At 62.6% G+C, this 22,823-nt stretch carries 22 protein-coding genes; 9 read left to right on the top strand and 13 right to left on the bottom strand.

Annotated features, from left to right (window positions below; translation table 11 throughout):
* Positions 1 to 73 precede the first annotated feature (73 nt).
* Positions 74 to 1,900, top strand: a complete 1,827-nt coding sequence (locus E4K64_RS20630) for an ethylbenzene dehydrogenase-related protein (protein ID WP_235884723.1) — start codon at positions 74 to 76, stop codon at positions 1,898 to 1,900.
* 147 nt (positions 1,901 to 2,047) lie between these two features.
* Positions 2,048 to 3,058, top strand: coding sequence for a 2Fe-2S iron-sulfur cluster-binding protein (locus E4K64_RS20625; RefSeq protein ID WP_135165158.1), 1,011 nt, complete (start codon positions 2,048 to 2,050; stop codon positions 3,056 to 3,058).
* A 47-nt stretch (positions 3,059 to 3,105) separates the two neighbouring features.
* On the opposite strand, the gene E4K64_RS20620 is transcribed toward E4K64_RS20625, so the two are convergent.
* Positions 3,106 to 3,909 carry a PstS family phosphate ABC transporter substrate-binding protein gene (locus E4K64_RS20620; RefSeq protein ID WP_135165244.1) on the bottom strand — a complete coding sequence of 268 codons (804 nt, stop codon included), beginning with the start codon at positions 3,907 to 3,909 and terminating at the stop codon, positions 3,106 to 3,108.
* Positions 3,910 to 4,144: 235 nt separating this feature from the next.
* On the opposite strand from E4K64_RS20620, the gene E4K64_RS20615 reads away from it, so the two are divergent.
* Both E4K64_RS20615 and E4K64_RS20610 read left to right on the top strand, forming a co-directional pair.
* Positions 4,145 to 6,772, top strand: coding sequence for a bifunctional diguanylate cyclase/phosphodiesterase (locus E4K64_RS20615; RefSeq protein WP_235884721.1), 2,628 nt, complete (start codon positions 4,145 to 4,147; stop codon positions 6,770 to 6,772).
* Between the two features lie 192 nt (positions 6,773 to 6,964).
* Positions 6,965 to 7,249, top strand: coding sequence for an Lrp/AsnC ligand binding domain-containing protein (locus tag E4K64_RS20610; RefSeq protein ID WP_235884720.1), 285 nt, complete (start codon positions 6,965 to 6,967; stop codon positions 7,247 to 7,249).
* A gap of 32 nt (positions 7,250 to 7,281) precedes the next feature.
* On the opposite strand, the gene E4K64_RS41895 is transcribed toward E4K64_RS20610, so the two are convergent.
* Positions 7,282 to 7,566, bottom strand: a complete 285-nt coding sequence (locus E4K64_RS41895; protein ID WP_167772154.1) for a helix-turn-helix domain-containing protein — start codon at positions 7,564 to 7,566, stop codon at positions 7,282 to 7,284.
* A 14-nt stretch (positions 7,567 to 7,580) separates the two neighbouring features.
* Here E4K64_RS41895 and E4K64_RS40450 point away from each other — a divergent pair, with 14 nt between their 5' ends.
* Positions 7,581 to 7,946, top strand: coding sequence for an alpha/beta fold hydrolase (locus E4K64_RS40450; RefSeq protein WP_167772153.1), 366 nt, complete (start codon positions 7,581 to 7,583; stop codon positions 7,944 to 7,946).
* Between the two features lie 373 nt (positions 7,947 to 8,319).
* Here E4K64_RS40450 and E4K64_RS20600 read toward each other — a convergent pair whose 3' ends face one another.
* Together E4K64_RS20600 and E4K64_RS20595 are read right to left on the bottom strand one after the other, a co-directional pair.
* A complete protein-coding gene (locus tag E4K64_RS20600; protein ID WP_135165155.1) occupies positions 8,320 to 9,249 on the bottom strand; it encodes a helix-turn-helix domain-containing protein in 930 nt (309 codons plus the stop codon).
* A 232-nt stretch (positions 9,250 to 9,481) separates the two neighbouring features.
* Positions 9,482 to 9,715 (bottom strand): hypothetical protein, encoded by a 234-nt coding sequence (locus E4K64_RS20595; RefSeq protein WP_135165154.1) that lies wholly within the window; start codon positions 9,713 to 9,715, stop codon positions 9,482 to 9,484.
* A 28-nt stretch (positions 9,716 to 9,743) separates the two neighbouring features.
* On the opposite strand from E4K64_RS20595, the gene E4K64_RS20590 reads away from it, so the two are divergent.
* The 4 genes from E4K64_RS20590 (at position 9,744) to E4K64_RS20575 (ending at position 13,962) form a co-directional block, all read left to right on the top strand.
* Entirely contained in the window at positions 9,744 to 10,682 is a 939-nt protein-coding gene (locus tag E4K64_RS20590; RefSeq protein WP_167772152.1) for a helix-turn-helix domain-containing protein, read from the top strand.
* A gap of 97 nt (positions 10,683 to 10,779) precedes the next feature.
* Entirely contained in the window at positions 10,780 to 11,769 is a 990-nt protein-coding gene (locus E4K64_RS20585) for an alpha/beta fold hydrolase (RefSeq protein WP_135165152.1), read from the top strand.
* A 44-nt stretch (positions 11,770 to 11,813) separates the two neighbouring features.
* Complete coding sequence (locus E4K64_RS20580; RefSeq protein WP_135165151.1) at positions 11,814 to 13,019, top strand: NAD(P)/FAD-dependent oxidoreductase; 1,206 nt, start codon at positions 11,814 to 11,816, stop codon at positions 13,017 to 13,019.
* 31 nt (positions 13,020 to 13,050) lie between these two features.
* Positions 13,051 to 13,962, top strand: a complete 912-nt coding sequence (locus E4K64_RS20575) for an MBL fold metallo-hydrolase (RefSeq protein WP_135165150.1) — start codon at positions 13,051 to 13,053, stop codon at positions 13,960 to 13,962.
* 370 nt (positions 13,963 to 14,332) lie between these two features.
* On the opposite strand, the gene E4K64_RS20570 is transcribed toward E4K64_RS20575, so the two are convergent.
* The 9 genes from E4K64_RS20570 to E4K64_RS20530 form a co-directional block, all read right to left on the bottom strand.
* Positions 14,333 to 14,776, bottom strand: coding sequence for a hypothetical protein (locus E4K64_RS20570; RefSeq protein ID WP_430642516.1), 444 nt, complete (start codon positions 14,774 to 14,776; stop codon positions 14,333 to 14,335).
* A 7-nt stretch (positions 14,777 to 14,783) separates the two neighbouring features.
* Positions 14,784 to 15,701: a DUF2950 domain-containing protein gene (locus tag E4K64_RS20565; RefSeq protein WP_135165148.1), complete on the bottom strand. Its 918-nt coding sequence runs from the start codon at positions 15,699 to 15,701 to the stop codon at positions 14,784 to 14,786.
* Positions 15,698 to 17,356, bottom strand: coding sequence for a DUF3300 domain-containing protein (locus E4K64_RS20560; RefSeq protein WP_167772151.1), 1,659 nt, complete (start codon positions 17,354 to 17,356; stop codon positions 15,698 to 15,700). Before E4K64_RS20560 ends, E4K64_RS20565 begins: the two co-directional genes overlap by 4 nt.
* 113 nt (positions 17,357 to 17,469) lie before the next feature.
* Positions 17,470 to 19,362: an ATP-binding protein gene (locus E4K64_RS20555; RefSeq protein WP_135165146.1), complete on the bottom strand. Its 1,893-nt coding sequence runs from the start codon at positions 19,360 to 19,362 to the stop codon at positions 17,470 to 17,472.
* Positions 19,363 to 19,455: 93 nt separating this feature from the next.
* Positions 19,456 to 19,743, bottom strand: coding sequence for a hypothetical protein (locus E4K64_RS20550; protein WP_135165145.1), 288 nt, complete (start codon positions 19,741 to 19,743; stop codon positions 19,456 to 19,458).
* The gene (locus E4K64_RS20545) at positions 19,740 to 20,528 is read right to left on the bottom strand and encodes a DUF2092 domain-containing protein (protein WP_135165144.1); all 789 of its coding nucleotides are present in this window, start codon (positions 20,526 to 20,528) and stop codon (positions 19,740 to 19,742) included. Before E4K64_RS20545 ends, E4K64_RS20550 begins: the two co-directional genes overlap by 4 nt.
* Positions 20,529 to 20,609: 81 nt before the next feature.
* Positions 20,610 to 21,023: a hypothetical protein gene (locus E4K64_RS20540; RefSeq protein ID WP_135165143.1), complete on the bottom strand. Its 414-nt coding sequence runs from the start codon at positions 21,021 to 21,023 to the stop codon at positions 20,610 to 20,612.
* A gap of 22 nt (positions 21,024 to 21,045) precedes the next feature.
* A complete protein-coding gene (locus E4K64_RS20535; protein WP_135165142.1) occupies positions 21,046 to 22,278 on the bottom strand; it encodes an HlyD family secretion protein in 1,233 nt (410 codons plus the stop codon).
* Entirely contained in the window at positions 22,271 to 22,681 is a 411-nt protein-coding gene (locus E4K64_RS20530; RefSeq protein ID WP_235884740.1) for a hypothetical protein, read from the bottom strand. The genes E4K64_RS20535 and E4K64_RS20530 overlap by 8 nt, the downstream gene beginning before the upstream one ends.
* Positions 22,682 to 22,823 lie beyond the last annotated feature (142 nt).

The following is a 22,823-nucleotide window of genomic DNA, read 5'->3' as shown; positions in this document are numbered from 1 at the left end:
CCGGGGACGAATTGTCGCGAAACGAGCAATCTCGCCAGACTTGATAACTTGCTTATGATATCGCGGAGGTAGCTTGTTCGCAGCTGTCCGCTTTTCTGGAAAGAGCGAAAAGCGGGCGCTGTGGCTCTGCCGGTTTACCGTGGGTAAGCTTTATGCAATGAAAAATGTCACCGCTCGAACGAACGCCGACGCCTTGACCGACAGAAACCTCGCTCAAACAAAGCCTCACGAAGGCCCGCCACGCACGGATGTCGGGACGATAACGCTCCATTGGGCGACCGCGCTCGCGTTCGTCGTAAGCCTCGTTACCGGCCTACGCATCGCAGCGGACGCGCTGCGCGCCCCCTTCTCGAAATGGCTGGCTCCCGTCCTGCCGCAGGGCGAGATCTTTTCCTGGCATTTCCTCGCGGGTCTCGCCGTCTTCTTCTGCGGATCGGCCTACGTCGCCTACCTCGCGCGCAGCGGCCTCGTCGAGCGCAACAGCCCCAAGAAGACGCGGATCCTCGCGATGCGCGCTCCAGCTCGCCTCAAGTGGGGAGCCGTCAACGTCATCCTGCACTGGTTCGTCTATGCGCTCGTGATCTTCCTCACGGGGACGGGCGTCATGATGTATCTCGGCTATGGCGGCTGGTGGGCTTATCTCCACTCGACCGCCGCCTTCGTCGCGCTCGTCTATATCTTCGCGCATGTCGCCGCGCATTATCTCTATGGCGGCTGGCTGCAGATTTTCCGCGTGTTTCGGCCGGCGCCGCTCGCGATCACGAAGGCCGTGCGGCCGAGGCCTCTTCTCGTCGCCGCTGCAATCGGGGTGGCAGTCGCGTGCGGCGTCGCCGGGGTCGACTGGGCGACGCGCGATACGCTCGTCGTCGCGCGGGTGAGCGACGCGCCCAAGCTGGACGGCGCCATGGGCGATCCCGCCTGGTCGCGCGCGCGCCCCGTCTTCATCCGCACGCAGCAGGGTGCCAATCTCGGCGGATCGGGCGAATCGCTCGTGGAGGTGCGCGCCCTGCACGACGGGCAGAAGGTCTATTTCGCCTTCCGCTGGGAGGATCCCACGCGCTCCCTGCGCCGCATTCCGATCATCAAGAAAGAGGATGGCTGGCACGTCCTCGACGAGCGTGCGGGCCTGCAAGACGCCGTCGACTTCTACGAGGATAAACTTGCGGTCATTTTCTCGGATAATCCATCGCTCGGCGGCGCAGGCGCGACGGATCTCGGCGCCAACCCGCTGCCCGGCAAACCGATGCCGATCAACGGCCGGGGCTTCCACTTCACGACGGATGGCAGCTACATAGACATGTGGCAGTGGAAGGCGTCGCGCGGGGGCATGCTCGGGCGTGTCGACAGCCAATATATCGGCCCACCCTACGCCCCGACCTTGGACGAGCAAAATTACAATGCCCGCTACCAGGGCGGCTATTGGAACAAGCCTGGTCGCGCTCTTTATTCGTATAATTTCAAGTTCATCCACAGGAACGACAAGGGGCCCGTCACAGTTCTGCGGCTTCCCAAGGACTGGAAGGCGCAGGTCGCAGCCCTCGGCAAATTCGATCTTAATCCCGACAGCAGCGACGACGAGAACGGCCGCTGGCACATGTTCGACTGGGAGAGCGAACCCTATACTCCAGAGGCCGACGCGGGGATTCCCGTTGGCACGACCCTGCCCGGCGTGATTATTGCCGGCGACAACGAAGGAGAGCGGGCCAATGTCACCGGGGTTTCAAAATGGAGCAACGGACATTGGACGCTCGAGCTGACGCGCAACATGAAAAGCGATGGCAGATATGACAAAGCTTTCGTGCCAGCCCACGATCTCTACATGTGGGTCGCTGTCTTCGACCATGCACAGACGCGGCATGCGAGCCATAACCGCCCGGTGCGTGTCGTCACGCAGAACTAGGTGTTTCATGGGGGGCGACGTGCTCGACCGGAGGCCACTACGGCGCGGCTGCGCTGAAGCATGGCTTCGCCCTCATCCGCGCATCGCATTCCGGCGCGGCGAGCAGCGGCCTGCTCGCAGAAATTCGCGGCGCCCAGAGGCCTCGCGATGAAGAGGCATTGTCGGCTCGTCCTCAACGGCAAGCTCGTCGAAGCCCGCGCCGGCGAAAGCCTGATCGACGCGGCGCTCGGCGGCTCGATCCTCATTCCACACGACTGCAGATCGGGACAATGTCAGAGCTGCCGGGTGACGGTCGTTTCGGGCTCGGTCGATGACGGCGGCTCGGGCCATGGCCGCACTGTGCTCGCCTGCCAGGCCGCGGTCGCAGGCGATGCGGAGATCGAATTCGAAGAATTGCCGCTACCGATGAAGCGGGCGTGCGCCGTTACCGAGATCAACGAGCTCTCGCCAGAGATCGCCGAAGTCGTGCTGACGACCTCAGCGCCGCTCGAGTTTCGGCCGGGCCAATATGTGCGCGTCAAGTTTTCCGGCTATCCTGCGCGCGAGTTCAGCCCGACCTTCAGACTCGATGGTTCCTTCAAGCAAGTCGAACTCGTCTTCCACATCCGGCGCCTGCCTGACGGCACCGTGTCGGGGCAGTTCGGCAAGGCCATCAGGCCCGGCCATGCGGCGCATGTGCAAGGCCCCTTCGGACAAGCCTATCTACGACAGGGCCAGGGGCCGCTAGTGCTCGTCGCCGGCGGAGCAGGCTGGGCTCCGATCTGGGCGCTGGCCCGCTCGGCGCGCTCGACCCAGCGCAACCGCGAGATGGCGGTCGTCGCCGGCAGCCGGGATGCCGATAACCTCTATATGCTTCCCTCGTTGCAGTGGCTGATCGACGACGGTGTCCGCGACGTCATTGCGACGACGGAGGTCGGATCTACCCTGCCGATCAGGCCCGGGCGCCCATCGCACTACCTGCCCCTGCTCGGGCTGGAGGATACGGTCTACGTCGCCGGCCCCGTTGGTCTCGTCGATATCGTGAAGAACAAGGCGCGCTCGGCCAATGCGCAATGCTACGCCGATCCTTTCCTGCCGAGCTCTCAAACCTCATCGCTGATGGACAAGATCACCCGTCTATGGCGAAGCCGGGAGCAGCCTCATCGCCCCGGTCCGTGAGCCGATGCCGAGCTCAGCAGCGTCGGCGGCCGCCGAGCCCCGGCGGCTCACGGCTTGACGGGCAGACTACCGAGGCTGGTGATGACGTCGGCCGCCTTCTGCGTATCGGCAAAGCGTAGAAAGGCCAAGGCGTCCGGATCCTGCAACGTGCTTAAATAGATCAACGCCAGCACCGCGCTCGAGGGATAATCCGCGTCGGTCGGGTAGTGGCCGTCCACGCGAAGCACTGTGAGCCCTTGTTCCAACGGCCGCGAGAAGGGGCCGAAGCCGATCGCGCCTTGAACATCGCGAACCGTCTCGATCGCTTCCTGTGTGGTGGTCGCCGTCTTTGATTTCTCGGTGATCTTGAGATCGTGCCAGCCGGGCATGCTGGCCCGTAGCACGGTGAGAGTGCTGTCCTGGTCCTCGCGCCGCACGACGCGGATGCGCATATCGGCGCCGCCCAGCTCCTTCCAATTCGCGAGGCGGCCCGAATAGATCGCAACGAGCTGATCGCTTGTAACGGCACTCACTCCACAGCCGGGATGGACGATAAAAGCCGAGGGCAGGCGGGCGATCGCCTTGTAGACGATGCCGGAAGCCGTTTCGGCGTCGGTCAGGCGGCGTGCGACGCGCCCTAAGATCGCCTTGCCGGACCCCACGGCCGCGATGCCTCCGCCAGAACCGATGCTCGGCGGGACCTCGATCTGTGCCGATCCTTCCTGTTGCATGAAGCTCGCGGCGATGACGCGCAGGACATCGATGCCATCTCCGGTCCCGACGATGTCGAGCCTGCGGGTTTCGGCGCTAGCGGCATTCACCCCTGCAAGGCAGAGGCCCAAAATTGCCGCCGTTATCCTCGAAAATGCCATGGCAAGCCCCTTCGAACCACGAGGTGCGCAATCTGGCAAAGAAACCTAAACCATCTGTTGTAAACGCCGCGCCTTTTGGAATCATCTGTGGCGGACAGAAGTGAAAAGCACAAAATCTGATGGTTTTGAGAAACCATTTGCTAATCAACCGGCCACAAATTGACGATCAAATTGACGATTTTGGGTATTCCACTCGCCTAAGGTTGGCGCCTGGAAGGGGCCTCAATGAGCGACATTGACCGGCCCCCATAAGTTCAGGGTGCTGGCGGTGGTGGCGACTGACCCGGATATGGCAGAGGCATCGAGGGCGCCGCCCCGCTGGCGTCGTTGGGCCGTTCCGTCCGGGATTCCGAGTTTCCCCTCGTCTATCGCCATGCGCCTTGTTGCCGTCGTGCTCGCGACCGGCGTCCTCGGGCTCGGCCTCATCGGTGGCGTCACGGCGCTACGCCTGCAACAGCAACTGAGGCATCAGGCTGCGGCACTGGGTGAACTCTCAGAAGACCAGCTCGCTCATCGCCTCGACGGCGAGGCGCAGTTGGCGCGAGCGCGAATCGAGGTCCTAGGCGCAGAAACCGCATCTCGCCTGCGTCAGATCGCTCAGCGCGCCGATGTCGCCAAGGCGGTCGCCTCGAACAACGATGTGACTATCCGCGAGCTGCTCAGCATCGTTGCTTCGACCGCCGGCTTCGAAAGGCTGATCGCCTTCGACGAAACCGGTCGCGTGATCGGCGCCAACACGCCCCTCGACCTCCTCGCGCTGAACCGGGCATTCGAGGGTACCGCTCTCTCTGTCAGTCTCCACGCGATCCTCAAGGACAATAGCCGCTCGCACCCGCAGGGTGAGGAAGGCACCTATGAGCTCAAATTGCGTGAATTGTCAGCGCTCGGCCTGCCGCAGCGCCACACCATAGCGCACACCGCGATCGAGCCCGTGTTCGACGACTTCGGCGACCTCATCGGCGCGCTTGCCGCCATCCGACCGCTCGGCCGCACGGAACGGACTCTCGAGAACTTCACTTCGCTAGCCAATGCCGGCGTGGTCATCATGACGGGTGACAACGAGATCGTGTCTTCCGCGGGGCCTGAAGGGGTGAGATTCAGCGGCGCCAGGACGCGTTTGGCCGGGCTACAGCGCTCGGATGACGGCAACTACGTCGCGCGCTGTGTCGATTACGAGGCGACGCTCAAGGTGTGTACGTTCGCGAGCGCATCGCTGGTGACGACGACACGCGATCAGATGTTCCAGATCGGCGCATCCCATACGCGTTCGCTGATGTGGCAGTTCCTGGCCTCCGCGGCGCTGGCGCTCGGTGCCTTGGTCGTCGCGCTATTGGCCGCCGTGAGGCACCTCACGAAAGGGCTTTCAGCGCTCGCCAAGACCGCCCAGGAAATCGCGGGTGGCAATCTTGACGTTCAATTCCGCGCAATGGGCATCGGCGAGGTCCGCGGCCTCGGCCTCGCATTCGAGCGAATGCTGACGCATTTGCGGGCCAGCACTCAAAGAATTCGTCAGCTCGCTTTCTACGACACGGTGAGCCGCCTTCCCAATCGGGAGAAGATGCGCGTCGATGCGCCGGCGCTCATCGGCGCGGAAGAGGGCGTAGCGCTGTTTTTCCTCGACCTGGATGGCTTCAAATCCATCAACGACACTTTCGGGCACAAGGCTGGCGACGAGCTGCTTAGGATGGTGGCCGAACGCTTGAGCAATTTGCTGACGTCCAAGGGCGCTGCCGGCAAATGTCTGCTCGCCCGGGTCGGGGGCGACGAGTTCGTCGCCATCATCGCTGGGGTGAAGACGGTCGAGGCCGCGAGCCTCAGTGCCCGCGAGATGATCGAGACGCTGCAGGTTTCCTTCAAGCTCCAGAGCAACCATGCGACCATCGGTGTCAGCATCGGCATTGCGATCTGTCCCACCCACGGCACAACCTATGACGATCTCCTGATCCGCGCCGACCTTGCGATGTACGTCGCGAAGAGCTCGGGACGCAATACCTACGCGTTCTTCACTCCGGATCTCGCAGAGGTCGCGCGTGCCCGCCATGCGCTCGAAACCGATCTCGCCCTGGCGATCCGCAATGAAGAGCTCGTCGTCCACTACCAGCCCAAGGTGTCCTGCGCGGATGGTCGCATCCTAGGGGTGGAGGCGCTGGCGCGCTGGCATCACCCGAAGGAGGGCGACATTCCTCCTCAGCGCTTCATCAGGATCGCGGAAGAGATCGGCCTCATCATGGAGATCGACCGCTTCGTGCTCAGGCGCGCGCTCGCCGAAATCGGGGGCTTGATCCGGGCCGGCTCGAACCTCGTGCTCGCCGTAAATGTCGCGGCGACCGAAATCGAAGACCCGCTGTTCATCAGGGATATCATCACGATCGTTCGCGAGGCCGACTTCCCGCCGCCAAAGCTCGAGATCGAGATCACAGAGTCGGTCGCGATGCGCAATCCTGACGTCGTGCGCGAGAGAATAAGCCTGCTCAGGCAATTGGGCATACGCTTCGCAATGGACGATTTCGGAGCCGGCTATTCGAATCTTTCGACGATGGCGAGGCTCCCCTTCGACGCCGTGAAGCTCGATCGCACGCTCGTGGCGGGTGTCGCGGGAGACCGCGAAAAGCAAACGATCCTTCGCCTGGCACTCGGACTTGCCGACGAATTGGGGTTCGAAACGGTCGTAGAAGGCGTCGAAACGGCCGAAGACCTTCGGTTCGCGGCCGAAAACGGCGCCACCATGGCGCAAGGTTATATTTTTTCTCCGCCGCTATCGCTCGAAGAGTTCGCCGTCCTGCTCCAGCCGACCCTTTTGGTTTCGGCGGTCGAAGTGGTGCCCAGGCGAGACGGAGCGGAGCGGAAGACTATGATCCGCTGAGGCGTCGGCGACGATGCCGGCCGCGTCCTACCGGGGCCCTACCAGCGACATCAACGACGACCCTCAACAAGAGTACTTCGCAGACGGCATCGTCGATGACATCAACCTTTGATGCCGATCGGGGATCAAATAGGCACCGGTCCATACCGGAGCTCTGCAACAGTTCGCGGTTTTGTACTGAATGGTGGGAAAATGGCGCTCCCTAGGGAGAGCTCAGTAATCATCGAAGTCACGCTGGAACGGCATGACGAGGAGGCGCTCAAGCGCTTCGGCGATATTTTGAAGGACCTGCCGGAGGTCATTGAAGCCAATTTGACGACCGGGGAGTACGATTACTTCATCAAGGTCGCGGTGTCGGGCATGGCGGGTTATGAGCGTTTTTTACGCGAGAAGCTTTACCGAATCCCCGGCATACGCCACAGCCGTTCCGCTTTCACTCTCAGGTGCCTCAAGCATCAGCCTTCGTTTCAGGTATAGCTTTCAGATGGAATGTGGTTGAATCGGGATCGCTAACCTGCGCTGGGAGTATTAGTATGTGCTGTCTTCTCTTGGCAGTGAAGCTCCTTGAACAGCGTCGGACTCATGCCGAAACGCCGCTCAAAGGCTTTTGATAGCTGTGCGCTTGTTGAATACCCAGTCTGTGCAGCGATGTCTTTCAACGACAAGCCGGTCGCGAGCAGGGTGCGCGTCTGGTCAAGTCGCAGAGTCTCTACGAAACGCGCAGGTGTCTCTCCGGTACTTTGAGTGAACCGCCTGAGGAACGTGCGCTCGGACATCCTCACTTTTTCCGCCATGCATGACATCGACAGTGGCTGCGCAAGATTCTCGCGCATCCAGTACCGAGGCATTTACGAAATCAGGTTTTCGAGGCGGTCTGAATTATTACCGAAATCTTGATCGCAATTGGCAGCTACAGGCTTCGCTTGCCGGTCTAAAGGTTCACAAACCGGCGCTGTTCATCGCAGGGGAGCGCGACGCCGGGCTGCAGATTCCTGGCATGGCGGAGATCATAAGATCTATGCCAAAGCTTGCGCCTCATGTTCGGGAGCCGTTTATCATCGCCGGTGCCGGTCACTGGCTTCCGCAAGAGCGTCCGGATCAGATCAGCACTGCAATTGTCGAGTTCGCGCACGTTGCGTTCGCTCCTGTAAGCGAGCATGCGATGCGAGCCTAGCTAGGCTGTGTACTCATTAAGCAGCTGGCCGCCTTATGTCCGTTCAACCCCCAACAGAGGCGGGAAAGCGGACGTCTGCCGAGGTCGCTGAAGGGCCCAACAACAGACATCGGCAACGTAGACATCCAGATATACAATCGCCGAATTTCTTGGTCCAGGCCATGGAGCAAGAGCAGCCGACCTCGGCGCATTGGCGGCGATATTGGACTATGGTGTGGTCGGCTATTAGCGCCAATGCATACAGATGAAGAGCGAAGGAAGGCAAGCATACGGCGCTCCTTTACGAAGTCGTCTCGGCACGGCCATCGTCATCTACGAGGCCACCGCTGCTGCTCCAGGGTCGCGGAAGTCAGTTGACAGACTACGGGCATTTTCACTGGTCGCGGCTTGCTCTTCCCAGGGCATCGCGCCTCCATGCACCCGGGCTGACGCCGACAATCGCGGAGAACACTCGCGTGAAGTGACTTTGGTTGGCAAAGCCGGCCAAGATCGCCACCTCGGACAGTGATGGACCGCGCTCGCGCATCAGGCGCTTTGCGGTTCTCACGCGATGGTGAAGAAGCCAGCGATGAGGCGGCAGACCGGTCGCAGTGCAAAACGCACGCGAGAAATGGCTGACCGAGAGGCCTAATTCCGCAGCGATGGCCTCCAATGGCTGCTTGCCGCCAAGATCCGCTTCGAGTTTGTCGCACGCGCGCCCGAGCTGCCATGGCGTAAGCGCGCCGCGCTTGGTCTCGACCTTGTATTGAAAGCTCCCATAGGCACGAGCGACGTGGGCGGTGAGCGCCAGCATCATGTGATCGATGAAGAGCTGGTTGGCCTCGTCCGGCCGGCACAATCCTTCGCGCAAGGAAGCGCCGATATGACGGACGATGGCATCATCGTGCCCGACGGGGATGCAGTCGAGCGCATCGATGCGCCGCCCCCCCGATTGATCGGCGAGACCATCGAGCGCCGAACGCGGCACGTAGAAATGCAGAGAGTGAAATGGCTTGTCGATCAGGTAGCGCGGGTCGGCCTTGAGGTCGTACAGGTAGGTCGTCCCGGCATGGACATCGGCCTTCGTGAGGTGACGACCCTGCTCCCAGATCTCGCACTCCGGGTAGTCGCGCAATTTCAGACTGACGAGATAGGCATCTTCAGCAGCAAACGAACCGGACAGACCCGTCACAGGATTGTCGTTTCGCGTTTCCGTGACTGCGATCTCGGCATTGCGCAGCGAGCGGGTCATCAGCGTGGGCGGCGCTTCGTCGAGGCGGAGGAATGCTCCGAGCCGTTCACCGTACGCGCCTGTCCTGGTCATCCCATGTCTCTTCTGTGACGTCGAGGAGCAGGCCACAGCAACCTGCTATTTCCAGGATTCGTATATCCGTATTTTTCCAACGCCGGCCACGACCTGAGACGTCGCACCCCGCAGAGCCCATTTGCTTCGCCCCTGATCGGCTCGTCATAATTCATCAAATATTTCAAAATGATCGGTCCGTCCCCTGACGGCGTGAGCGGCCGTCGAAGCGCGACGTGGACATCACGATTTTTCACAAACGCACGCGAGCCGCGCGACCCTGGCGTTCGCGAAGCAGGATCAGGCAATGCGCGGCAGAATCAGGAAAGACACAGGTCTTCGCGCCGCCTAGAACCCGTAAATCAACGGCATCGGGACCTCGACGGATCGCCTTCGGCGCCCGGTCCATCCCTTGAGCAAAGATCACCAGACCGGCCGTTCGGCCCCGCTCTGCAGCGGCTGAAACGATGATCAATTTGTCGCGCATCAGCGTGCGCCGCTACACGAGCAAAGCCATGAGCAAAGTCGTCTTGCGCGAATCTCTGAACGAAATCCCCGCAGCGTCGCAAGTGCGGCGCGACCTGGCTGGAGATCGGCCTACTGCCGATGTGGAAATGGCCCGCGTGCTCGGAACGGTGCCTTTTCGCATGGCGTTGGAGACCTCCGGCGCCGGGATTGCTCACTGGAAGCACGACTCGTTGCACGACATCGTCGAGCCCATGAGCCATCACGTCATCATGGCTTATAACGGCACGGTCCAGCGCATGGAGCGGCGGTCCGGACAATCCGTCGCCATCGGGACGTTTCGCCCGGGCGTCGTGATCATTATTCCGGAGGGATCGAGCTCCCGGTGGGACATTCCAAAGCCCGTCGACGTCGTTCAGCTCTACCTTCCGCAGGCAACGCTGCAACGCGTTGCGGACGAAGCCGGCGCACGGTCCGAACTCCTGGAGCGAACCGCGCATCCTGACCCGGTGACGTCCCGACTGCTGCTGAGCGCCACGGACGTGCTGGAAGGACACGAGGCACTGGATACGCTGTTCAGGCAACAACTCATGGATTTGCTGGCGACGCGTCTTCTGGCTGCGCACACCGGCTCGCCAAGCACGATCGGGCCGGCCAGAGGCGGCCTGGCGCCCAGGACTTTGCTTCGCGCAATCGAGCGGTTGCGCTCCGACAGTGATGCCGACGTCTCCCTCGCAGCACTTGCCGCCGAGGCCGGCCTGTCGCGCTTTCACTTCTGTCGCGCCTTTAAGGACAGTACCGGGCTTTCTCCGCATGCCTGGCTGCGCCAGCATCGGCTCGAGCAAGCCATGAACATGCTGCGCGACACCGACGCCTCCGTCGTCTCGATTGCCGTCACGCTCGGCTACTCCTCGCAGACCGCCTTTGCCGCCGCGTTTCGAAAGCTGACCGGGGACTCGCCGAGCGATTGGCGGCGGCGCGCGCGTTAGCAGCAATCTCGCTGCAATCGCGGCAATCGCGCTGGGGCACGAGCAAATCCGGTTCGCTAGACATCATTGTGCCCCCACACCTGCAACGGAGCAGCAAATGCCTTCGATAACATCCGTCAGTCGGCTCGCGAGCACCTCGCGCCGAAACATCCTCGCAACGACGCTTCTGTACACGGCGTCGTTGACCGTCCGCTCCACCTCGGCAATAGGCCGCGACGCCGAGAGTGCCGCCCTCTCGATCGGCAGGAGCGACGGTGCAGCCTTCGTCACCACGAACGACGGCGTCCAGATCTTCTACAAGGACTGGGGACCGAAGTCCGCGCAGCCGGTCGTCTTCCATCACGGTTGGCCGCTCAGCGCCGACGACTGGGATGCCCAGATGCTCTTCTTTCTCGGCAAGGGCTTTCGCGTGATCGCCCATGATCGCCGTGGCCACGGCCGCTCGAGCCCGGTCGGCGACGGGCACGACATGGATCACTATGCGGCCGACGTGGCAGCCCTCGTCGAGCAACTCGGTCTTCGCAATGCCATCCACATCGGCCACTCGACAGGCGGGGGCGAGGCAACGCGCTACGTCGCGCGTCATGGCCGGGATCGCGTGGCCAAGCTGGTGCTCATCGGCGCCGTGCCACCACTGATGCTCAAGACCGAGTCCAATCCCGGTGGGTTGCCCCTTGAGGTCTTCGACGGCTTGCGCCGGCAGCTCGCTGCCAATAGGCCGCAGTTCTATTTCGATTTCGCGAGCGGTCCCTTCTACGGTTACAATCGTCCGGGCGCCGAGCCTTCGCAGGCGACGATCTGGAACTGGTGGCGTCAAGGCATGATGGGCAGCGCCAAGGCCCATTACGACGGCATCAAGGCCTTCTCCGAGACCGACTTCAGCGAAGACCTGAAAAGCATCGCGGTGCCAACGCTCGTCCTGCACGGCAGCGACGACCAGATCGTTCCCGTCGCCGACTCCGCGCTGTTGTCGGTTCGGCTTCTGAAGCACAGCACATTGAAGATCTACGATCTGCTGCCGCACGGCGTCTGCACGACCCATCCGGACATCGTCAATGCCGACCTGCTCAGGTTCGTAACGGCGTAGCTCCGCCCTCTTTCGCAAATCGCATCAATCAAGGACCAGTCAACATGCGCATCGTCATCATTGGCGCCGGCTTCGCCGGCATGTATGCCGCCCTTTCAGCCGCTCGCCTGCGCGATATCCACGGCGTTTCGTCCGACAAGCTCGAGATCGCGCTCGTCGCGCCCGAGCCGACGCTCGTGGTTCGCCCGCGACTCTACGAACCGAAACCCGAGACCCTGACCGCACCGCTGCAAGACGTCTTCAAGGCGATCGACGTCGTCTATGTCCGCGGCCATGCCGAGGCGATCGATACCAAGTCCAAGGTCGTGGAGGTCGCCGCCGCGCAAGGCACTCGGAAGAAGCTGTCTTACGACCGGCTGGTGGTCGCCACCGGCAGCCGGCTGTTTCGCCCGAACGTTCCCGGCCTTGCCGAGCACGGCTTCAGCGTCGACCAACTCGATGATGCCATCGCGCTCGATCGTCACCTGCACGGACTGTCGAACCGCCCTGCTTCGCAGGCACGCAACACCGTTGTCGTCGCAGGGGGCGGATTCACCGGCATCGAGGCGGCAACCGAAATGCCGTCGCGCCTGCACAAAATTCTCGGCAAGGACGCCCGGCTGCGCGTGGTCATAGTCGACCGCAATGAGACGATCGCCCCGGATATGGGCGCAGGCTCCCGGCCGATCGTCGAGGAGGCACTGCGCAAGCTCGGCATCGAGACCAGGCTCGGTGTCGGAGTGGCCTCCCTCGACAGGTCCGGAGTATCGCTTTCCAGCGGTGAACGGATCGAATGCGAAACGGCGATCTGGGCCGCCGGCATGCGCGCGGCTCCGTTGACTGCACAGATTCCGGCTGAACGCGACCAGTTTGGCCGACTGCTCGTCGACCGTGATCTTCGCGTCCCATCGGTGAGCGGTGTCTTCGCCACTGGCGATGCCGCACGGGCCGCATGTGACGATGTCGGCAATTACGCGCTGATGTCATGTCAGCACGCGACCCGGATGGGCGCCTTCGCCGGCAACAATGCCGCCGCCGAGCTGCTGGGCGTTCCGACCAGACCCTATCACCAGAAAGCCTACGTCACCTGCCTCGACCTCGGCGAAGCCGGCGCGCTGTTCACCCGCGGCTGGGAGCGCACGGTCGTGATGGTCGGCGACAGCGCCAAGAAGACCAAGCGGGAGATCAATACGGTCTGGATCTATCCGCCGAAGGCCGAGCGTGCCGCAGCGCTCGCCTCCGCCGATCCCGAGCGCGTCACCGCGCTCTAGCAACTCCCCCAACCTTGAAAAGGAGACCAACATGAATCTGCACAACGCTTCCATTGCCGCGAAACCCGAAGAGCTCGTGCCGTCGCGCTACGCGGTGCGCATCGGCGACATCGACGTGCTGGTGGTCAGCGACGGCGTGCTGCCGCTCCCGACCACCATGCTGGCGCACAACGCAGACCCGGCCCTACGGGCCGCCTGGCTTAACGGCATGTTCCTGCCTCAGGATGCCTTCGACTGGGCCCTGAACGCCGTGATGGTTCGCAGCGGCGACAAAACGATCCTCATCGACGCTGGACTGGGGTCCGACCCGGACCTGCACCTGCCGCGCGCAGGACAATTGATAAAGCGGCTGGAGGCCGCCGGCATCAATCTGACCTCCGTGACCGACCTGGTACTCACCCACATGCACATGGATCACGTCGGCGGGCTGTTGGTCGACGGCGTAAAGGAGCGGCTGCGCAAGGATCTGCGGATCCACGTCGCCGCCGCCGAGGTCAAGTTCTGGGAGTCTCCGGATTTCACCCATACCAACATGCCGCAAGGCTTCCCGGATGCGCTTCGGGCCGCCGCCAAGCAGTTCGTGAAGTTGTACGGCAGTCAGATCCGGAAGTTTGACGAGCAGCATGAGGTTGCACCTGGTGTCGTCGTACGCCGCACCGGCGGTCACACGCCTGGACATAGCGTGGTCCGCGTGGCGTCCGGCGGTAAGGCGCTGACATTTGCCGGCGATGCCGTGTTTGCGGTCGGGTTCGATCAACCCGAATGGCACAACGGCTTCGAGCACGACCCGGAGGAAGCGGCGCGCGTTCGCGTCCGGCTGTTGCGGGAGCTCGCGCAGAGCGGCGAGCTGCTGGTGGCCACGCACATGCCGTTCCCATCGGTCGGTCATGTCGCGGCAGTTGGGGATGCTTTCCGCTGGGTACCGGTTTTCTGGGATTACTGATCGCTATCGAACCAGGCCGGACGGGAGCGCGCGCTCAGGTCGTTGAGCTCGCGCTCCGATTAACGGTTCCCACGGAGGTCGGCCCACGCTTTCCTCGATCTACGCCACCCAACGCGCGATCAGCGCTTACAACAGCTGGAGGCCTGACGCGACGCATCGGAGGGCACTAAGGTGACCCTGATACTAGGAACTATGCGCATCCCAGGGTGTTGATGATTCATGCCAAGGGAGATCGCCATAACACTGTGGTCTCTAGCCGCCGCCTGCGTCATGGCCTTCGGCATGGCTGCATTCGTAGCTCTTTACTAACTCCCCCATAAGAAGCCGCCTCAGTTGGCGGCCCCTTCCTCAACCCATATCTCCGTGCATCTCATTTGAGGCTTATCGTGATCGCGCTGATGTTGGCCGCGAGTTCGAGGCCCGCCTTGGGTCCCCGCAGAACCATGTTCACGCCCTTCTCGTTGCGCAGCTGGACGCCGTTGGCGCCGCCGACGAGGGCAAAGCCGCCGCCGACAGAGCTGTAGGTGCCGGCGAAATCGCTGACGTCGCGGATGCCTGAGGCCCAGCCGTCGAGTCGGCCAATGGTGGCTCCGGCGGTGATGCCGACGCTCATGCCGGTGATTTTGAACGGATAGGTCTTGCCGCGATAGGTCAGCACGCCGCTACCTGCACCGCCGCCGATCAGGAGGCCGGCTTTGACGATCCTGGCGTGGACGTGACCGGCGGCCTGCGCCAAGGATTCCGTGCACGGCGCGACAAGGGCGAGCGCCAGCACGAAGACGGCAAGGCAAGATGCGCGCCCTCGCAGCATCATTCGCCGTTCAAGGTTTTGCCGCATCGACCTTTTTCCAGGTCTGATCGGGATTGAACAGCGTGGTACGCGAGGCGACGGAATCGGTGCGGCTGCCGAGATCCTTCTCGTAGACGGTGCCGGCATGGTTGACCAGGAAGGTCTTCACGCCGGAATTGCCGTATTCCGCAGGCCACGCAATCAACGCGAAACCGCCGATCATCTTGCCTTTGACGACATAATTGAGCGCGCCGCCAGGCGCGTCAGGGCCTTGTCCCTTCAAGATGTGGAAGTAGTAGCCATGATACGGTGCAGGACCGGCATCGCCGGCGCGATAGCCCTCCTTCGAAGCCTCGGCCACGAGCGCGCCGAGCGGGCTCGGATCGCTGTCGTCGCGCCAGAACAGGCCGTCCTTTTTGCCGGGTGAAGAGACGATGCGCTGCGCGTAGACGCCGGCGCCCTCGCCCCGGTCCTTGTCGGCATACTCGTTCTGGGCATCGACAAGAGCGAGCGCGGTCTGGATCGCGTCGAGCTCGTTGCGGCCGATGCGGCGGCGAAGCACCTCGATGCGTCCCTCGTCGGTGTCGAACTCCCAGCCGGTCTTGGTGTTGACCAGCGGAATCGGGAACGGGAAATCGTCCTGCCCCAGTATCAGGGTCGCGGTCTTATTGCCCTCGGCCTTGATGCCGTGCTTGGCATCATACATCGACACGAAGCGCTGGCGTATGTCGTCGTCGGCAACCTCATCGCCGGAGAAGACGATGTCCTCGGCTGCCTTGCCGAGCACCTTCAGTATATCGCGCGGTCCGCTCTTGACCGCGGCTGCAAGTGCCGTAGCTGCGTCCTCCGGTGTCTTGTAGGATTGCTGTGCCTGTGATGCGGAGCCAAGCAGCGCCAGGGCCATGACGCCCGGCAACAAGGCGCGACGAAACGATGTCAGACCTGTCATGGCGTCACCTCCGCAGGAATCCTCTCACCGTCGGCGATCCAGTCGCGATAAGTGCGGAATTTCAGACCAAGCTTCTCGTAATAAACCCGCAGATACCCGTCGCTGCCGCGCGTCACAGCGTTCGGCGCAACTTGTTCGACCTCCTGCGCCATGACGCCGACATAGGCCTTTTCGCTCCCGATATAGCTGAAGCGATAGTAGCCGAGCCCATTACCGAGATGGCCGAGCAGGACGACATCATGCTTCAGCGCGATGTCCGAGCGCCGGCCACCGCCGCCACCGCGGCCGCCTCCTCCGCCACCGCGGAATCCGCCACCACCGCCCATCGACATTCCGCCGCCGCCACGGCCGGCCATGCTCGGTCCGCCACCGCCGCGCGGCATGCTCGCCATGCTGGATCGTCCACGCGCCGACGCCGCAGCCGCGGAGCGGCCGGACGAGACGTTCATCGCGCCGCCGCGATTTCCACCGCCGCCGCGGTTGGCCGCACCGCCACCGGCGCGATTTGCAGCCTTCGCACGATCGCCGCCGCCCTTGGTCCGGTTGCCGGCACCCTTGGCGCGATCACTCGCAGCGGCTCGATCGCCGCCGCCCGGCCGGTCTCGCGTACCCGCACCGGCGCGATCACCTGCCCCCGGACGATCGCCGCGGTCTCCAGCGCGGTCTCCGGCCCGGTCACCCGCGCGATCTCCCGCACCCTGGCTCGGACGCAGCACCTGATTGCCGTCACGGCCTCGGAAATCCATTCGATCCGACGCGCCGGCTTTCAGATTGTTGTTGCCGAAACGCTGCTGAACGTTGGTGTTGTTGTAGCGCACGCCCTGACGATGTGCCGGATTGTGCTGCCAGCCGTTGCCGACGTTGGTGGTGCGATGATTGACGTAGACGTTGCGGTTACCCCAGTTGCAGCCGCCGCCCCAGTAATTGCCCCAGCGTCCGATCGCCCAGGCGGTGCCGAAGGCAATGCCGGCCGCCACCATGCCGGCGCCTATATAGGATGGGTAGCCCCAGTAATAGGGCGGGTACTCCGCATAGGGCCAGCCGCCGTAGACCGTCGCGGGATCGTAATACGGCACGTACATCGCCGAGGGATCGGCCTGCTGGATGACGACGACCTGCTTGCCCTCCTGAGACTGGACGCTGACCTTCTGCTGCTTTGTCGTGACCAGCTTCTTGTTGTCGTAGGCCTTGTTGCGCAGGCGTTGGATCGCATCCATCACGTCCGCCTGCTGCGCGAGGAAGGCGTCACCGAGCTTCTTGGTCCATTCGAGCTGGTCGCTCATCATGGTCAGGACGTCGGCGGTGCTGCTGAGCGCCTTGACGCTGTCGTCCCAGGCCTGCTTGTCCACCTCGGTCTTCAGCGCATCGCCCTTCAGGGCCTTGTGCTGCTTCAACCAGCGGTCCGCTTGCACAACTTCGAGCGGATAGGTGGAGGCCGCCAGCACGTTGGCAAGCAGCTCGTCGGGATAGAGTGCTATCGGCGCGACCAACGCCTCAAGCTGCTCGGGCTTCAACAGGTCTGCGGTCGGAGCTGGCGGAGTGGCGGGCTGGGCCTGTGTGCTCGGCGGCACCGGCGCTGGGGTCTGCGCCGTCGCTACGACGGGAACCGCAACGACCAATGCAAGCGCCACAAAAGTCTTACAGCAGCGAAACATCACTCCCTCCATTGCACGTTCGATCGGGAGGATCGGGCTGGCCGTCAGACGTTTGTTGATCGAGATCAATGAAATGGCGTCACGCCTTCGGCGTGCCGCGATGATGGTTTCAGCTATCTGCGCATGATCGGGAGCCGGATCGTGAAAAGCGCCCCACCTGAGGATCGGTTCGCGGCAGAGATCATGCCGTCATGGGCCTCGATGATCGTCCTGGCGATCGCGAGCCCAATACCTATCCCTTGCGGCTTGGTGGTGAAGAACGGATCGAAGACCTTTGCGAGATCGGAGGCCGCGATTCCCGGACCAGTGTCGTCGACTCTGATCTCGGCGTGGGCGCCGGCCCGCACTGTGCTCACGCTGACCTCGCGCTTGACCATTTCCGCATCCGAGATCGCGTCCATCGCATTGATGATCAGATTGAGGATGACCTGCTGGAGCTGGACCGGGTCGCCCTTGACGTGGAGATCAAAAAGGGCCGGCATGTAGGTCAATGCAATCCTCCGCCCGTTGGCGAGGGCAACGACAAGCCCAATCGCGTCGCGCACTGTCGCGTTGAGCTCGATATCCCGGACCTCGAACGGCGTCTTCCTCAAAACGCTGCGCAGCCTGCGGATCACCTCGCTCGCCCGCTGATCGTCGCGCCTGATATCGGCGAGGATCTCGCCGATCTCCTCCAGGTTGGGCGAGGCGCCCTTCAGCATGAGCTCTGCGGTTTCGGTATTGGTGAGGATCGAGCCGAGCGGCTGGTTCAGCTCGTGCGCGATCGAGGCCGTCAGCTCGCCGGCAGCCGCATAACGGTTGACGTGGGCAAGCTCGGCAAGTCGCTGGCGCGATTCGATCTCGGCACATTGGCGGCGCCTGCGCTCGTGCAGGAGGCCACCGATCAGGCCGCTCTGCACCAGGATCACGCTCGCCAACAGCAGCACCTGCCACCTGTACCTTTCCCAGAGCGTCGGCTCGCGGAACAGGATTTCGCTGCCAGGCGGCAAATTGCTTTCGCTGATGTCCCAGCGCTGCAGCTCCCGCCAATCGTATTTCGGCGGAGCAAATCCGATCGGCGGATGGGCGATGTTGGCCGGCTTCTCGCCGCCGAGGATCTTGATCACGGCGTCGACGGTCTTCGAGGTCGTTTCGGAGACGGAATGCATCGGACCTCCGACCGTGCTGCCGCCGAAAAACGGTTCCTGGTAGGAAAAGATCGGCACATTCGCGACGGCATGAAGGCTTTGCAGGGCGATGTCGCCTTCGTGCACGATGCCCGCGGCGTCCACCGACATCAGCCCCCAGAACAACACAGTATGCTGTGGAAGTGCCGACGCGCGCTTGAGGATATTGTCGAACGACAGGTCGGAGTACCAAACGAGGTCGATCCGGCCCTCCAGCGGCTTCAGCTCTCGTTTCACCTCCTCGATCCAGAACTTCTCCAGCGGCGAGGCACCGATCACGACGGCAACCGTCCTGGTATCCGGAAGGAGCTGGAGAATATTGTTGAACGCGGCCACGAAATCGTTGCGGACCGCCACGACGACGTCACGGTCGGTGAGATCAACGGGGTTCACCAGCCGCTGCTCGACCACGGTCACGACGGTCGGTGTATCGGGAAACAGTTTCCCTCTATATTGCTGCACGAACCGCGCGGCAGGTGCGCCGATGCTCACCACGATATCGGGCAGCGCACCCTGATAGAGCGAGCTGAGATATTCGACGAAGGGCGCTTCGGGACCTGGATTGTTGAAGCGTGCCGTGAGCAACGTGTGCTCCTGGATGTCGAGCGGCCAAGGCGATTGCCGTTCGAGCTCGGCCTTGATGCTCCGCGCATATTCGCTCCAGGGTCGGAATTCCCGCCCGAAGGAATGCAGCAGCAGCACGCGCTTCAGCTCGCGATAGCGAGGTTCGGCGCCGGCCGGCCCAGATGGGGTGCATGCAGCGAGGATCAAGCCGAGCCACAGCATGATCGCCGTGCCCCGCCAGAATTTGACGGTCCGAATGGTCCCGCTCGCGCTCATCATCATTCCCGCGCGGGCTCGAACGCCGCTTTCCGGAGAAATTCTAGCGGAAATTGCATAGCGCCGCCAGAGTCCGCGCGACCGTAACTCGTCTCAGCAGCGCGTGACGATGCGTCCGTAAGCATCCACGACCTGAACGCAGGACGATCCGTAATAGGCTCCGGCCGCGCCCGCCGCGACGCCCGCCCCGACCACCGCGCGCCGCGTCGTCCGCCGGGCCACTCCGGCATAGCTCATCGGTGTCAGCGGCCGGCCCACCCTGGCCTGAGCCTCCGCAACGAAGCTGCGGTCGAAGACTCCGCCTGTGTCATTCCAGAACAGGCCGGCAGCAAAGGCCGTTGCCGCCGAAGCGCCGATCAACAGTTTCCGCAACATGATCATTTCTTGGCTCCTGAAGGTGTGCCGGGGGGAAGCTCGTCGAATTCAATCATCGCCGCCGAATCCAGTGTCACCTTGGTCGCGCCCGCGGGCACCTTGAACACGAAAGTGTCGGGATCGGTGAAGGCGTCGGTCTTCCAATCCTTGATGCGCAGCGTGTATTGCGGCGCACCCGTCAGCGTCTTGCTGGTGATCACGTATTTGCGGGGCACCGGACGGGCGCCGATCTCGATCCAGATCTGCCAGTCGGTGTCGGCTGTACGGAATGCCAGATGTTCGCACTCGACGCCGTCAACCACGCCGTGGCCGATATGCTTGCCCTCCGTCGCGGTCTGCACCAGTTCTTCGTACGCATTGGAGAGCAACAGATCGGTGCCTGGCATGGCTGCGCCCGACGATGCCTGAAGCGTGTCGATCACCTTGTCCACCGTGTCGGGCGCATCTGCCTGCATGTAGGACTTGGCGTCGTTACCGTAGAGCGACACCGTCTTGCCGTCATAGACCAGCTCGACGTCGGCGTAACCTCCAGTTCGCCTGACCCGCAACTTGTCGGGCCTGCTCAGCTTGAATTGGCCGGAACTCGCGAACTGGATCTTCTGAAGCTCAGGTGTAATGATCTCAATATCGCTGTCGAACGAAGCCGACAGGGATTTCTGGCCCGCCAGATAATCGGCCATCGACTTGAGGATCTTCGCCGGATCATCAGCGTGGGCCGGTGAAATGGCGGCGAGCAGCAAGGCCGTGCCGACTGCTCCAATTGCGGTTCGTATGGTTGCTGCTTGGCTCATGCAATCCTCCCGAGGTGACGGAATTCAACGCATCCTGTGCGCATCATTGCTTGACATGAATCAAGCGAAGCGCACTTGTCGCTATCTGGCAGGGCAGCGTTGATAGCGAATTTCCATATCTTCCATACCCGGGAACAGGCGAGCGAGACTGTTCGCATCCAGCTCTTTTAGACTGAATTGAACACTTGAAAGCATCATGTCGGTGGCGCAGGCAGCGATCAGGTTGACGTTCGCTCCGCTGTCCTTCCTCGTCTTGATACGGCATCGCGCAAACTTGCCGATGATCTGGTCACCATCGATGATGAAGCCGCCGCCATAGGCATCCGACATGTCGGTAAAGCCAAGCTGCGCGCCCTTGCGCTCAAACACCTTGGCGCAATTGTCGGCATCGCTGACCCACGCCCCGTTAAGGTCCAAGGCATCAGCGCGACCAGACATGAGATGCAGCGAGAGCAGCAATGTCGCGCCGAGCACCATTAAATGATGTGAGCCCATTCGATTGGCCTTTCTTGCGCCCTCAATGGCCGCTGAACACCAGGGTCTGGATCGGAAGCAGTAACGCCTGGATGCGCAGCAAGAGTGCGTGGACAAGGCCGACGCCGTCGACGACATGCAGCGCGACCTTCCGGCTGGTCGGCGTATCCTTGGCCGAGATTTCCTCGTGATTGCTGGTGTAGGCATTGACGATGCAGCTACTGCCCGGCGTTACGCCGTCGAGCCCGCCCTTGTAGAGCGGCTCGAGGAACACCAAAATCGTGCCGGGCCGGACGTTGTTCTGAGCCTCGATCAACTGCTCGCCGGACCGAAACTGTCCGGCGGCGATGTAATCCTGCACGGTCGTGATCACGAGGGGGATGATGACCCAGGGCTTCGAGATGCAGGTCGCCTCCGCCACCATACCTTGCTTCATCACCTGCGCTTCGATCTGGCCGAAGCCGGCCTGCAGCGCCTTGCGACCGGCGCCCTCCGGAACGAGCACGCCGGCCGGTCGCATCAATTGGTTGACGACGTCGCCGGGGCGAATAAGGAACTGCTCGACCCTGCCGTCCACGCCGGCGCGCACGAAAGTCTTGTCGAGGTCGACCTGGGCCTGATCGAGCGCGGCTTCTGCACTGGCTTTCTGCGCCGGCAACAAGGTGGATACCTGCAGCGAGGCGGATTGCCGCGCTGCCGTGGCCGCGTCCAGGCTGGACTGACGCTGATCGAGCAGCACCTGGAGCTTTTCGATGTCGCGCTGCGGAACGATTCCGGGATTGCGGCGCTGCAGCTCGGTCTTGACGTCGAGCTCGTCCTTGGCCTGCTGATAATTTGCCTTCGCCTCACCGATCTGCGCGTCGGCCTTGACGACCTCGGACTGCGCCGCCTGCACGGCTGCATCGATCTCCGCGATCTTTCGCTTCGCAGTCTCGTACGCGGCCTGCTGCTTTGAACTATCGAGCGTGAACAGGACGTCGCCCTTTTTCACGGGTGCAGTGAAGCCGACCTTGACGTCGGCCACGCGGCCCGAGCCCTCGGGGAGGATCGGCACGGTGCGGAAATAGAGCGTTGCCGACGACGTGGCCGGGTGGAAATAGAAAATCATCGTGATCAGCGACACCGTCAGCATCAGGCAGCTGGTGATGCCCCACCGGAGCTCGTACCAGATCGAGAAGAAGGTGATCTCCTTGCCGAAGCGCTTGCCCTGGCCGTAGCGGCGGTAGAGATAGTCGGGCAGGATGGTGACGAGCGAGCAAATCATGACCTCAAGCATGATCGCGCTCCTTCTCCCGCTCGGGGCTGACCACCGGTGGACGCGTCGGGCCTGCTTGCTCAGGCTCCTCTTCGTCAGGCGCCGCATCGGCGATCTTCTCAACGGAATTGGCGATGCTGCGCAACGGCGTGCCGAAATCGGGAATGTCGATCATCGCGAGCAATAACCCGGCAATCCAGAAGACGTGCATGTGCGTGAACAGCGAAATGATCCCAAGCACGGCGACGATCTCGAATTGCAGCTTCTGCGACTTGTGCGCCATACGCTCCGGCAGGCTGTGTAGGCGCCAGTAGAGCGTGCCGACCCACAGCACGGTACCGATCAGGAACACGCCCATCACGACCATCATCGTGTCGGTTCCGCTTGCCGGTGCGAGGTAGAACGGAAGATGATGCGGGGCCATCGGATGAAGCTGCTCGCCCAATATAATCTCCCACAAGCGACCGAGCCGACCGCGGCCCTTTACGGTCACGATCATTCCCTGGCAGAGGGCAGCTCTTGATCTGGATCAAAGGAGCGTCTCCACCCCGACCTAGCCTTCCGCC

The organism is Bradyrhizobium frederickii, assembly GCF_004570865.1.
Taxonomy (GTDB): Bacteria; Pseudomonadota; Alphaproteobacteria; order Rhizobiales; family Xanthobacteraceae; genus Bradyrhizobium; species Bradyrhizobium frederickii.
The sequence above is the reverse complement of the archived record's forward strand: the minus strand, read 5'-3'. Positions and strand labels throughout refer to the sequence as shown.